Origin of the sequence: Pseudomonas sp. DCB_BI (assembly GCF_026240995.1) — a bacterium.
Taxonomy (GTDB): Bacteria; Pseudomonadota; Gammaproteobacteria; order Pseudomonadales; family Pseudomonadaceae; genus Aquipseudomonas.
This window is the reverse complement of record NZ_JAPFCG010000006.1, coordinates 177,797-190,103: the sequence shown is the minus strand read 5'-3', so window position 1 is coordinate 190,103 and position 12,307 is coordinate 177,797. Positions and strand designations below refer to the sequence as shown.

14 protein-coding genes are annotated in these 12,307 nt (G+C 65.4%); 3 read left to right on the top strand and 11 right to left on the bottom strand.

Annotation, left to right across the window (positions count from 1 at the left end; all coding sequences use genetic code 11):
• Positions 1 to 251: 251 nt before the first annotated feature.
• The 9 genes from madM to mdcA all read right to left on the bottom strand — a co-directional run bounded on the left by madM (position 252) and on the right by mdcA (position 7,624).
• Positions 252 to 1,016, bottom strand: a complete 765-nt coding sequence (gene madM / locus OO258_RS08985; RefSeq protein WP_110744429.1) for a malonate transporter subunit MadM — start codon at positions 1,014 to 1,016, stop codon at positions 252 to 254.
• A gap of 2 nt (positions 1,017 to 1,018) precedes the next feature.
• Complete coding sequence (gene madL / locus OO258_RS08980) at positions 1,019 to 1,441, bottom strand: malonate transporter subunit MadL (protein WP_110744430.1); 423 nt, start codon at positions 1,439 to 1,441, stop codon at positions 1,019 to 1,021.
• Between the two features lie 180 nt (positions 1,442 to 1,621).
• Positions 1,622 to 2,542 carry a malonate decarboxylase subunit epsilon gene (gene mdcH / locus OO258_RS08975; RefSeq protein ID WP_110744431.1) on the bottom strand — a complete coding sequence of 307 codons (921 nt, stop codon included), beginning with the start codon at positions 2,540 to 2,542 and terminating at the stop codon, positions 1,622 to 1,624.
• Positions 2,539 to 3,153, bottom strand: coding sequence for a malonate decarboxylase holo-ACP synthase (locus tag OO258_RS08970; protein ID WP_110744432.1), 615 nt, complete (start codon positions 3,151 to 3,153; stop codon positions 2,539 to 2,541). The genes mdcH and OO258_RS08970 overlap by 4 nt, the downstream gene beginning before the upstream one ends.
• Position 3,154: 1 nt before the next feature.
• Positions 3,155 to 3,946 (bottom strand): biotin-independent malonate decarboxylase subunit gamma, encoded by a 792-nt coding sequence (gene mdcE, locus OO258_RS08965; RefSeq protein WP_266029860.1) that lies wholly within the window; start codon positions 3,944 to 3,946, stop codon positions 3,155 to 3,157.
• Entirely contained in the window at positions 3,943 to 4,791 is an 849-nt protein-coding gene (locus tag OO258_RS08960) for a biotin-independent malonate decarboxylase subunit beta (RefSeq protein ID WP_266029859.1), read from the bottom strand. The genes mdcE and OO258_RS08960 overlap by 4 nt, the downstream gene beginning before the upstream one ends.
• Complete coding sequence (locus OO258_RS08955) at positions 4,784 to 5,083, bottom strand: malonate decarboxylase subunit delta (RefSeq protein WP_012272082.1); 300 nt, start codon at positions 5,081 to 5,083, stop codon at positions 4,784 to 4,786. The genes OO258_RS08960 and OO258_RS08955 overlap by 8 nt, the downstream gene beginning before the upstream one ends.
• Position 5,084: 1 nt before the next feature.
• Positions 5,085 to 5,963, bottom strand: a complete 879-nt coding sequence (locus tag OO258_RS08950; protein WP_416309199.1) for a triphosphoribosyl-dephospho-CoA synthase — start codon at positions 5,961 to 5,963, stop codon at positions 5,085 to 5,087.
• Entirely contained in the window at positions 5,963 to 7,624 is a 1,662-nt protein-coding gene (gene mdcA, locus OO258_RS08945) for a malonate decarboxylase subunit alpha (protein WP_266029858.1), read from the bottom strand. Before mdcA ends, OO258_RS08950 begins: the two co-directional genes overlap by 1 nt.
• A 299-nt stretch (positions 7,625 to 7,923) precedes the next feature.
• Between mdcA and OO258_RS08940 the strand changes: the two genes are divergently transcribed.
• Both OO258_RS08940 and OO258_RS08935 read left to right on the top strand, forming a co-directional pair.
• Positions 7,924 to 8,994, top strand: a complete 1,071-nt coding sequence (locus OO258_RS08940) for an enoyl-CoA hydratase/isomerase family protein (RefSeq protein WP_266029856.1) — start codon at positions 7,924 to 7,926, stop codon at positions 8,992 to 8,994.
• A gap of 16 nt (positions 8,995 to 9,010) precedes the next feature.
• The gene (locus tag OO258_RS08935; protein ID WP_266029854.1) at positions 9,011 to 10,162 is read left to right on the top strand and encodes an acyl-CoA dehydrogenase family protein; all 1,152 of its coding nucleotides are present in this window, start codon (positions 9,011 to 9,013) and stop codon (positions 10,160 to 10,162) included.
• A 99-nt stretch (positions 10,163 to 10,261) separates the two neighbouring features.
• Here OO258_RS08935 and OO258_RS08930 read toward each other — a convergent pair whose 3' ends face one another.
• Positions 10,262 to 11,194 (bottom strand): LysR family transcriptional regulator, encoded by a 933-nt coding sequence (locus OO258_RS08930; RefSeq protein ID WP_110744439.1) that lies wholly within the window; start codon positions 11,192 to 11,194, stop codon positions 10,262 to 10,264.
• A gap of 124 nt (positions 11,195 to 11,318) precedes the next feature.
• Between OO258_RS08930 and OO258_RS08925 the strand changes: the two genes are divergently transcribed.
• The gene (locus OO258_RS08925; protein ID WP_266029852.1) at positions 11,319 to 11,582 is read left to right on the top strand and encodes a DUF2790 domain-containing protein; all 264 of its coding nucleotides are present in this window, start codon (positions 11,319 to 11,321) and stop codon (positions 11,580 to 11,582) included.
• Between the two features lies 1 nt (position 11,583).
• Here OO258_RS08925 and OO258_RS08920 read toward each other — a convergent pair whose 3' ends face one another.
• Complete coding sequence (locus OO258_RS08920; RefSeq protein ID WP_110744456.1) at positions 11,584 to 12,279, bottom strand: tRNA (adenine(22)-N(1))-methyltransferase; 696 nt, start codon at positions 12,277 to 12,279, stop codon at positions 11,584 to 11,586.
• Between the last annotated feature and the right edge of the window lie 28 nt (positions 12,280 to 12,307).

Sequence of the window (12,307 nt, the reverse complement as noted above, 5' to 3'; positions counted from 1 at the left end):
ACCTCCGGGGCACAGGAACTCTGCGGGGAGCTGGAGCAAGGTGTATGCCAGGTGCGAATTGCGTTTCTTATCAGTTGGTTACGCTGACAAACGAAGCAGATTGGGGAGGAATCCCCAGCGGTTTTCCCCGAATTGGGGGTGGGGTTGCAGGGTTCGGCCAAGTCAATGACCCAGCGGTTGTTCTCTGAGAGATGGCTTGCCGGCGATGGGCCGCAGAGCGGCCCCGGTGATGTTGCTGGGCGAAAAAAGCTTTAACCTACCAGCCCACGCACGCAGAAGTACAAGATCGACGGCCCCATCAAGCAACCCAATCCGGTATGGAATGTCGCGGTCAGCGCACCGTACGGCACCAACCGCCGATCGGTCGCCGCCAGCCCGGCAGTCACCCCCGAGACCGTCCCTGCCAACCCACCAAACACCATCGCCGAACGTGGGTTATCCAATGCCAGCAGCCGCGCCGACACCGGGGTGAACACCATCACCAGGATCGCCTTGATCAGCCCGGTGGCAATCGACAGGGCCATCACATCGGAACTTGCCCCCAGTGCCGCCCCGGTCACCGGCCCGACGATATAGGTCACCGCACCGGCACCGATGGTGGTCATGCTCACCGCATCGCGGTAACCAAAGGCGTAGGCCACCGCAGCGCCGACGATGAACGGCAGCACCGTACCGAGCAGTAACGCCACCGCACCAATCATACCGGCCCGGCGTGCCTCGGTGGCCTGCACCTCGAACGCCGTGGCAACAATGGCAAAGTCCCGCAGCATGGCCCCACCCATCAGGCCGATGCCGGAAAACAGCGCCATGTCGGCCAGGCCCTTCTGGCCACCGGTAATGGTGCCACCCACCCAGGCGAGCGCCAGGCCGATGACGATGGCGATGGCCGAGCCGTGTACGCGGCCAAAGGTCAGGTACTTCGACAGCAGCACCGACAACCACATGATCCCGCCAACCACCGCAAAGGCGGTGATCAGGCCGTTGTGTTCCAGGGCATTGTCAATGATCGGCCACATGTTCAGCGCCCTCCTGCAGGGGCAGCCTGCACATTGGTCTCGGGGCCCGGCTCGGCCGCGGGCAGGGGTTCGCCGCGATGGCTGCGGCTGATCAGCGCAATGGTCGCACCGCATACCAGCACCGCGCCTACCGCGGCCAGCAGTGCCACCGGCCCGCCGTGGAGGGCGGTGACCACATTCTGCTGAGCCGCCATCGCCACCACCACCGGGATGTACATGGCACCCCAGAAGCCCACGCCGAATTCGCACTCCTTGCTCATGCCGCCATTGCGGTGCATGTACAGGCGAGCGCAGATCAGCAGGATCATGGCAATGCCCACCCCGCCCACATTGGATTTGACGCCCAGCAGCACGCCCAGGAAGTCGCCGACGATGACGCCGGCCAGCGTGCAGACCGCCAGCAGTGCCACACCATAGATGATCATTGTTGTTGTCCTCAGGTAGTGTCGAAGTTGCTTGTTGTTGTTCTTCGTAAACACACATTGATACGGCGTGCACGGTCATTGTGGGAGCAGGCGCCTCGGTGGATGACACGGGCTTGCCCGCTCCCACATGGGTCGCGCAAGCTTCCAGATTCCCAGAATGACAGCGTCTGCCGACTGACATCATCGGTCGTCAGCCACCTCCTGGCGCAACAGCGCATCCAGGCTGTCCCAGCGGGTACCGTCCACCGCCACCACCCTGCCCTGTTCGAACACCGGCCGCGCCAGCCCGCTGAGCACGCTACCGGGTGGCATTTCCAGGTGCAGGCGCACACCGCGTTCATAGGCGTTGCGCAACGTCGCGCGCCAGTCGACCACCCGCGCCATGTTGCCGGCCAGGTCGTCGCGCAAGCGCTGCGGGTCGAAGATCGGCCGCCCGCTGCTACCACTGAGGTAAGTGATACGTGGCCGTTGCAGTTCGACCCTTGCGAACGCATGGGCCAACTCCGCTGCCGGGCCGTCCAGCAGCGGGCAATGCGACGGCACGCTGACCGCCAGGCGGCGGGCCACGCCTCGTCCCAAGCTGCGAGCCTGGGCCGCGACCGCCGCCATTGCCCTGTCGCTACCGGCAATCACAATCTGGCTTTCGCTGTTGAGGTTGGCGACATACACCTCGCCACCCACCTCACCAAGCAACGCCTCGACACTGGCCAGGTCCAGGCCGCTGAGTGCAGTCATGCCATACCCTTGCGGATAGGCGCGCTGCATCAGTTCGCCGCGCAGGGCAACCAGGCGAACGGCATCGGCAAAGCCCAGGGCGCCAGCCACGACGGCCGCCGGATACGCGCCAATCGACAAACCCGCTACGTAGTCCGGCGCTGGGCTGCGCTGCATCAGCCAGCGCGCCCAGGCCACACCGCTCAGCAGCAGGCACAGCTGCACGGCACGGGTAGACTGCAGGGCTTGCTGGCTGTCCAGCGCCAGTGCTGGCTGACCCAGGGCATCACTGGCCTCGGCCAGCAATGGCCCGCAGCCCTCAGGCAGGCGCTGCAGCATGCCCACTTGCTGAGCACCCTGGCCGGGGAAAGCGAACAGGCTGCTCATGCCGCACGCTCCCCCGCTGCCCACGGGTCAGCGACCAAGCGCGGCCCATGGACCGACTTGAGCAGAACTCGACGGGCGAAGCCGGCCCACTCACGCAGGGCGACAGCACCTGCCGGGGTTTCCAGTTGCACGTCGATACGGCACGGTGCGCAGTCGAGGCTATCCAGCAACGCCCGTGCCTGCGCCCGCGCCAGCGGCTGGGGCGTACGCAGCAGCAAGTCCAGGTCGCTGTCGGCATGCACCACGTCCATACCGGTAGCGATCTGGTACCCCACGCCCCCTGTCGGCCCCCAGGCCAGGCCACTGCCATTCAATACCGGGGCTATCGACGCCAGGGCCTGCAACGCCGGCCAGGGGCTTTGCATTTGCCAGCGCAGCGCTTCGGGGCCTTGCTGGCGCTGAACATCGGCCAGGTGCATCAACGCCGGCAAGCGCTGCGCCCGGCCCTGACCACGCAGCCCGACCGCCACCCAACCGGCCTCACAGACGCCGCGGCGGACCACCACCGGCTGACCGCTTGCCAACACATCCCGCGCCCACTGGGGGGCGTCAGCGGGCAAGCCCGATGCCGGCATCCCCCACAGCAGGTCGTGTGGCCGTGGCGCGTTCATTTCAGGCCCCCTGCCACTGGCGGCGCAGCTGTTCGCGTACCTGGCGCGAGGCGCTGCGGTGCTCACCCGCCAGCCGCGACGACAGGTCGGTCGAGCTACCGATATCGCGCACCGCCTCCGCCAGGCAGGCGCGTACCTGGGCGATATCCTCGGGGCTCGGCGCCTCGGCGTTGCCTACCGTCAAGCGGCGCCACAGCAGGCCGAGCGAGGCATAGCTGGCCAGGTCATACGCCATCGGGGGCACCTCGGCGGCCAAGGCCTCCAGTTGCTCGACGCTGCGCAGGGTAATCCGCGCCGCGGCTGCCTTGCCCATGGCGTGCACCATGACCCCGGCATCGTCCAGGGCGATCAGGCGCTGGGCCTGGTAGCCGTGGGCCAGAAAGGCACCCGACATGGCCTTGCCGACCAGCAGGCCGATCACCGGGTGCCCGGCCAGCCGCGCCTGGGCATAGGCCTGCACGGCAGCGGCCAACGCCTGGTGAATGCCCAACGCTTCCTCGCGTCGGCCATAAGCCTGGCTGGGTACATCGATCACCGCGACAATCACACGCTTCTGGCCACTACAGTCAGCCTCCACCGCCTCACTGACGGCCTTGGCCAGCCCCCAGCCCTCCAGCAGGCCGACCTCCCCCGAGCGCGCCCGGGGGAACGGGTTATCGGCATCGGGGACCACCGCGATGAAGCGCGCCGGACGATTGTCGAGTTCACCGTCGATAACCCGCAACGACGCCGGGTAGCCTGGCAAGGCTTGCCCACCGGCCAGGCCCGGCAGCCAGTTCATGGCACGGTTCATTTGGCTTCTCCTTGATAAAGGTCACGCACGGCAGCGGCGCCCAATTGCGGGCAGTCCGCCCCCAGCCGGGCCAGGCGTTCGAGGAACCAGGCGTGCTGGCTGGCGCGGTCGCTGGCAGGCGTGTCAAGCAACTGCAACAGGCGTTCGCGCAGCGCCTCGATATCGTCGGCCACATAGGCATCGACCAGCCCGCTGGCATGGCGCTGTTCGCCGCCGCTGAGGCTCCAGATGAAAGGGCGGTCCTTGGCGTCGTACTCACCGATGCCCGCTTCCTGTTCGATGACCTGTGGCCCATTGAGGCCCAGGCGCGCTTCGCGAGTGACCAGCAAATGGCTGCACAAGCCAGCGGCGATGGACATGCCGCCGAAGCAGCCGACCGAACCGGCAATCAGCCCGATCACAGGCTGCCATACGCGCAGCTCGACTATTGCCGCCTGGATTTCGGCAATGGCCGCCAGGCCAAGGTTGGCTTCCTGCAGGCGCACGCCGCCGGTTTCCAACAGCAACACCGCGCAAGTGGGGATGCCGTTACGGTTGTCTTCAATGGCCAGCTCCAGCGCACCGGCAATCTTCGCGCCGCCTACTTCGCCCATGCTGCCGCCCTGAAAGCCGCCTTCGATCGCGGCGACCACGGCGTTGCGCCCGTTCAGCAGGCCCTTGGCGATGACCACGCCATCGTCAGCCTGCGGCACGATGCCCTGGCGCGGCAGCCATGGCGACATCAGCCGGTCAAACGGGCCGAGCAGTTCACGGAAGCTACCCGCGTCAAGCAGGGCACGGGCACGCTGGCGGGCGCCCAGTTCGACAAAGCTGCGGCTGCGCAGCAAGCGTGCGGTATCAGTCATGGGCGATCTCCTCGAAACCTTGCTCCAGGCGCAGGCGGACCACGCCTGGGGTGGCGCCGAAATCATGGATGTCGATGTTCACGGCCGGCCAGGCGCGGCCCTCGAACAGGCGCTGGAACAGTTGCGCCCAGCGTGCCGCGCTGCCGTTGACCGAGGTCACCACCTGGATCTGCAGGCTGCCGGCTGTACCGGGTTCGATCAGCACTTCAAGGTCACCAGAGCTGACGCAACCCACCAGGGTACGGCCACGTCCCGGTTCGGCGGCGGGAAAGTTGAAGGTCAGGGTTTCCATGTCACAGGCTCCCGGCTTTGTCGAGGAACAGGCAGGCGGCCAGCAGATCGGCAGCGCCGCCCGGTGAGGCATTCAGGTGCAGCAGTTGCTGATCGAGCGCGCGCAAGTGCCGACGCCCGCCCAGGGTGGCGCTGCCGCCTGCGTCCAGCACGGCGCGCGCACCCTGCTGGACGGTAGCCAACCCGGCCGGGCCGCTGCGCCAGAGCACGCAGGTGTCGCTGAGCACGGCCATGATGGCCAGCAAGGCGTCAAGCCGGGCGTGAACTTCATTGGCACCCTTGGCGCGACTGCGTTGAAGTTGTGGCAGGCCGTGACCGATCACGGCAGGGAACCCTTGTTGCGCCTGCTCGCGGGCGCCGACGTTGCCATAGCGCTGGCGTACCTGCAGGCCGTGGCTGAGCTGCAGGGGCATGGCCGGGTCGTCGAACAGGGCGATGCGCCCCGCCCGGGCGGCCACAGTGCAGGCGTCGGCATTGGGGTCAAGGGCCTTGGCGGCTACCAGCAAGCCCAGGGCCCAGATCGCGCCGCGGTGGGTATTCACCCCATGGGTCGCAGCCAGCATCGCGGCCTCGCCATCGCGGCCGAGCTGGCCCAGGCTGGCGCGCAGGGTCTGGCTGATCGAGCCAAGAGTGTGGGCGGCTTCGGCCATGTTGCGCAGGCATGGCCACAGGGCCAGGGCCGAGGCGTGCATCAGGCCCAGGGTCATGTCGCTGTGGGCGCCGTTGCTGCGGCGATCGACCAGGCCGGGTTTAGGCGACAGGTCGGCCTCGTCGATCAAGGCTTCCACGGCCAGGTCGGCAAGCTGGTCAGGCAGTGGCATTCGGTGTGTCTGGGCCAGCCCGCAAAGAGGCACTTGCGCTTGCAAGTCGAGTGCTTTCATCACCAGCTCCTGAACCGTGCAGGCGGGTTGTACAGGCCGCCGGACCATTCGACCAGGTCGGCAATGCTGCGCGCGGCCAGCAGTTCGCGGCTGGCATCGGTGCGGCGGATGCCGAGGTCTTCGGGCAAGGCGACCAGGCCTTGCTGACGCAGGCGCAAGGTGTCCTTGGGGTCATGCCGCAGGCCGATGGCGGTCACCCCGGCCACGGCGGCGATCATTTGCTGGCGTTCTTCCAGGCTACGAGCCTTGTACAGGTAGGCAATGCCTTCCTCGGTCAGCAGGTGGGTGACGTCGTCACCGTAGATCATCACCGGCGCCAGCGGCATGCCGGCCTTCCTGGCCACGTCCACGGCATCGAGGGTTTCCACGAAGGTCGGCTTGCCGCCTTCCTGGTAGGTCTCGACCATCTGCACCACCAGCTTGCGCCCCCGCTCCAGCAAGGTGTCCGGTACGGTCATGTCGAGCCAGGCTGGCGTCGCGTGGCGCCGGCCGCGCGGGTCGTGGCCCATGTTCGGTGCACCGCCGAAACCGGCCAGTCGGCCACGGGTCACGGTTGAGGAATGGCCATCGCCGTCCACCTGCAAGGTCGCGCCAATGAACAGGTCGACGGCGTACTGCCCGGCCAACTGGCACATCATGCGGTTTGAGCGGAGCGAGCCATCGCGGCCAGTGAAGAACACGTCCGGGCGCTGGGCGATGTAGTCCTCCATGCCCAGTTCGGTGCCGAAGCAATGCACGCTCTGCACCCAGCCGGTTTCGATGGCCGGGATCAATGTCGGGTGGGGGTTGAGCGTCCAGTTGCGGCAGATCTTGCCCTTCAGGCCCAGCGACTCGCCGTAGGTGGGCAAAATCAGCTCGATGGCTGCGGTGTTGAAGCCAATGCCATGGTTCAGCGACTGCACCTGGTGTTTTTCATAGATGCCGCGAATGGCCATCATGGCCATCAGCACATGCACCGGCTTGATATGGCGCGGGTCGCGGGTGAACAGCGGTTCTATATAAAAGGGCTGGTCCGCGACCACCACAAAGTCGACCCACGATGCCGGGATGTCGACCCGAGGCAGGTCATCGGTGCGGTCCACCAGCTGGTTGACCTGGGCGATGACGATACCGTCGCTGAACGCGGCCGGCTCGACCAGTGCCGGGGTGTCTTCGGTGCTGGGGCCGGTGAACAGGTTGCCCTGGCGGTCAGCCATGAACCCCGCCACCAGGGTGACGTTGGGGATCAGGTCGACCAGCAGCCGCGAGTACAGCTCGATATAGGTGTGGATGGCACCGACTTCCAGCAAGCCGTCTTCCAGCAACTGGCCGATGCGCAGGCTTTGCGGGCCGGCGAAGGAAAAGTCGAGCTTGCGGGCGATGCCGCGTTCGAACAGGTCCAGGTGCTCGGCACGGCTGACACTGGGCATGATCATGTGCAGGTCGTGCAGGTGGCCGGGGTCGACCTTGGCCAGCGAACGCGAGAGGAAGTCGGCCTGTTTCTGGTTGTTGCCTTCGAGCACCACCCGGTCGCCGGGGGCGATTAGCAGCTCCAGCGCTTCGACGATGCGCTCGGTGGGCAGCACCACGCCTTCGGCGAGGTGGCGGACGCGGTCCAGGCGGCGCTGCTTTTCGGCACGCCGCCGCGACCATTGCGGCGGTGGAATTTGTGTTGTTGTCATGGTGACTCCACGGGTTCGCTGTCGTGGGGTCACCTTAGGGCTGGGGTACCCGGGTATCAATCAAGCTCAGTTGCCAATCGTTACGCCCAGGTTAATGATCAACCGGCTGTTGCTTCCCTGTCGGCCCTGCCAACCTGAAACCTTGCTAGAGTGGCAACAACGTCGGCCAAGGCAAAAATGCAGAATCCCCCTGCAGATTTGTCGATTGTGCAAGGTAAATTCGCATGCAAGGATCCGCAGATCCTCTAGCGAACTCCAGACTTCACTCGGAAAATCAATAACAAAGCAGGGAGAACGCAATGACTGCGCACGCTCATACCTCGGCAACCGACCCTGTGCTGGCCGAGGTCCGCAACCAGATCGGCCACCTGACCCTGAACCGCCCCGCCGGCCTTAATGCCCTGACCCTGGACATGGTCCGCAGCCTGCGCCAGCACTTCGATCAATGGGCCGCAGACCCGCAAGTACGTGCGGTGGTGCTGCGCGGCGAAGGCCCCAAGGGATTCTGCGCCGGGGGTGATATCCGCTCGCTGCACGACAGTTTCAAGGCGGGCGACACGCTGCACGAAACATTCTTCGTCGAGGAATACGCCCTCGACCTGGTCATCCATCGCTACCGCAAGCCGGTGCTGGTGCTGATGGACGGCTACACCCTCGGCGGCGGCATGGGCCTGGCCCAGGGCTGCGACCTGCGGGTAGTCACCGAGCGCAGCCGCCTGGGCATGCCCGAAGTCGGCATTGGCTACTTCCCGGATGTCGGCGGCAGCTACTTCCTGTCGCGCATCCCCGGTGAACTGGGCACCTACCTGGGCGTCAGCGGCGCGCAGATCCAGGCAGCCGACGCGCTTTATTGCGGCCTTGCCGACTGGTACCTGGCCAGCGATCAGCTCGCCGCCCTCGACCAGGGCCTGAACCAGCTCAGCTTCGGCGACCAACCCCTTAAAGACCTGCAGAACCTGCTGGCCAGGCTTGGTACCCAGGTGCTGGATGACGCACCGCTGGAAAAACTGCGCCCGGTCATTGACCACTTCTTCGCCCTGCCCGACCTGCCGGCCATCGTCGAGCAGCTGCGTGCGGTCACCATTGGCGACAGCCACGCTTGGGCCATTGCTACCGCCGACCAGCTGGAAAGCCGCTCGCCGCTGGCCATGGCGGTTACCCTGGAGATGCTGCGCCGCGGTCGCCATCTGGGCCTGGACGACTGCTTTGCGATGGAGTTGCACCTGGACCGCCAGTGGTTCCAGCATGGCGACATCATCGAGGGCGTGCGCGCGCTGATCATCGACAAGGACAAGCAACCGCGCTGGAACCCGCCGACCCTGGCCGCACTGCAGCGCCAGCGGGTCGACCAATTCTTCGAAGGCCTGTGAGCCCGGGAGTACACAGATGCAAGACCTGGAACTGAGCGAAGAACAGATCATGATCCGCGACATGGCTCGGGATTTTGCCCGGGGCGAGATCGCTCCGCATGCCCAGGCGTGGGAAAAGGCCGGCTGGATCGATGACGGCGTGGTGCGCAAGATGGGCGAACTGGGCCTGCTTGGCATGGTGGTGCCGGAAGACTTCGGCGGCAGCTACACCGACTACGTCGCCTATGCGCTGGCGGTGGAAGAAATTGCCGCCGGTTGCGGGGCCACCGGGGCGATGATGAGCATCCACAACTCGGTTGGCTGCGGGCCGCTGCTGGCCTATGGTACTCCCGAACAGCAACAGCAGTGGCTGCCACGCCTGGCCACGGGCGAAGTGATCGGCTGCTTCTGCCTCACCGAGCCACAGGCCGGCTCCGAGGCGCACAATTTGCGCACCCGTGCCGAACAGGTGGACGGCCACTGGGTGATCAATGGCGCCAAGCAATTCGTCAGCAACGCCCGGCGTGCCGGGTTGGCGATCGTCTTTGCGGTGACCGACCCGGAGCTGGGCAAAAAAGGCCTGTCGGCATTCCTGGTGCCCACCGACAACCCTGGCTTCAAGGTTGATCGCAGCGAGCACAAAATGGGCATCCGCGCCTCGGACACCTGCGCGGTCACGTTCGACAACTGCCGCATTCCGGCCGCCAACCTGCTTGGCGAGCGTGGCAAGGGCCTGGCCATTGCCTTGTCCAACCTCGAAGGCGGCCGCATCGGCATTGCCGCCCAGGCGTTGGGCATCGCGCGCGCCGCGTTCGAGGCGGCGCTGACCTACTCGCGTGACCGCGTGCAGTTCGGCAAGCCAATCAACGAACACCAGAGCATCGCCAACCTGCTGGCCGACATGCAGGTCCAGGTGAACGCCGCACGCTTGCTGATCCTGCATGCCGCACGCCTGCGCAGCGCCGGCAAACCCTGCCTGTCAGAGGCGTCGCAGGCCAAACTGTTCGCTTCGGAAATGGCCGAGCGCGTGTGTTCGATGGCGATCCAGGTGCATGGCGGCTATGGCTACCTGGAGGACTACCCGGTGGAACGGTACTACCGCGATGCGCGGATTACCCAGATCTATGAAGGGTCGAGCGAGATCCAGCGCATGCTGATTGCGCGGGAGCTGAAGCACTATCCCCTGTAATACCGACCTTGCAAAGCATGCGGCCCCCGCGCGCACCGGCATAGCCGGTGCCATCCGCCGCGTCGCATGCTGCGTGGGAGTACCTGCCCTCACGATACCCTAACGCCAATACCGCGCATCATCCACCACCCTGGCATGCCCCTCGAACAACGCAGGCAACTGCTCCTTGAGGTAGTCGATCCAGGTGCGCACTTTGGCATCCAGGTAATGGCGTGACGGGTACATCGCATACAGCGCACTCTCCCTCAGCCGATACGGGGCCAGCAGCCGGCACAAGCGCCCCTGCTCGATCGCCTGGCTGGCGGTGTAGAACGGCAGCAGGCCAATGCCCATGCCCAGCTCGCTGGCCACCAGCATGGCGTCGGCGACGTTGGTGGAAAAACTGTCGTTCGGCGTGATCACGCACTGGTCAACCCCTTGCGGGAACACCCAGTCGCCTTCGTACATAGGGTAAGCCATGCGCAGGCAGCGATGGTTGTGCAGGTCCTCGGGCTGCTCCGGTACGCCATGGGTGTCCAGGTAACCGGGGGCAGCGCAGGGGATGCTGAAAATATTGCCCAGCGGCACAGCGATCAACTGCGAGTCCGGCAGCGCGCCGTCGACGGTTATCACCACGTCGTGCCCTTCAGCCAGCGGGTCCGGGTTGCGCTGCGACAAGGTCAGTTCGATCACCACTTCCGGGCACAGCGCGTTGTAGCCGGCCACCAGCGGCATCAGCAGCAAGCCCAAGCCGTGCGGGCAATGCAAGCGCAAGCGCCCGCGTGGCGTCAGGTGCGCACCACGGGCTTCGCCTACAGCTTCCTCGGTCAGCAGCATGATCTGCCGCGCCCGCTCCAGAAACCGCTCGCCCGCCTCGCTCATGCGCAAGCGGCGGGTGGTGCGGTGCAGCAGGCGAGTCTGCAGCTGGTTTTCCAGCTCGGCAACGATGCGCGACACCTGCGCCGCGGATATGTCCAGGGCATTGGCGGCTGCGGCGAAGCTGCCACATTCCACCACACGGGCGAAGGTACGCATTGCATGCAGCATGTCCATGAAGGTGTGCTCCTTTATCGGTCTTATTCTTACGCTACAGGCAGGAATCTATCACGGGTTAGCCCATTTATTGTGTGAGACCTTTGAATACATCATTAGTCACACATTGAAAAAGGAGCCTGTCATGAAACGTTCGATCGCTGTTCTTGCAGTTGCCGCTACCCTCGCCTCGTTCGGTGCCTTTGCCGACGCGGGTAGCAACCAGCCGGTCAGCAGCAGCAACTACGAATACGGCATGCCGCTGGACGTGGCCAAAGTCATCTCCATCACCCCAGCCAGCAACGCTGCGGACTGCCAAGTGGGGACCGCACACATGGTGTATGTCGATCATCAGGGCCAGAAGCGCGAAATCGACTACCGTGAAATGGGCAACTGCTCGCAGCAGTGAGTCAGGCCAATACCTGGGTGATCCAGCCCAGCTGCTGGTTGAAGTCGTCGATCTTTGCCTGAGGCACCGCGTCACGGGCCCGCTGGAAATTGGCCAGAGTCTGCTGCTTCTGCCGCAGCATGCGCTGCCACTTGAACAGAAACGCCTCGCTTCTCTCCTGCATGAGCACCGGCCCGAAGTACAGCTGCTCAGCCGTGTAGACCGCCCCATCGCCCGGCTCGGCCACTATGATCTCGTAGTCGAAGCGGTTTTCCCGCAGCAGTTCTTCGCTGACGATCCGGTAACCGTTGCCTGCCAGCCATCGGCGCAGCTCGCGTTCCCCGCCATTGGGCTGCAGTACCAGGCGCGTTACCCCGTCCAGGCGCTGCTTGCCGGCCTCGAGGATCTCGCACATGGTCTCGCCACCCATGCCACACATGCTGACCACCGAAATGCGGTCTTGCGGCTCGACCGCGGCCAGGCCATCGGCCAAGCGCACGGTGATATCAGCCTCCAGGCCGTTCCTGCGTACCGTGCGCTGGGCTGAAGCGAACGGCGTCTGCGCCACCTCACCTGCCACACCGGCTTCGATCACACCCCGCAGCATCAAGGCCACCGGCAGGAAGCCGTGGTCCGAGCCAATGTCGGCCAGGCGCGCGCCCTGCGGCACATGGGCGGCCACGCGCTCGAGGCGCCTGGACAAAGTCTGTTCGTTCAACGTAAACCCCTGGTTTTGCAATCGGCCG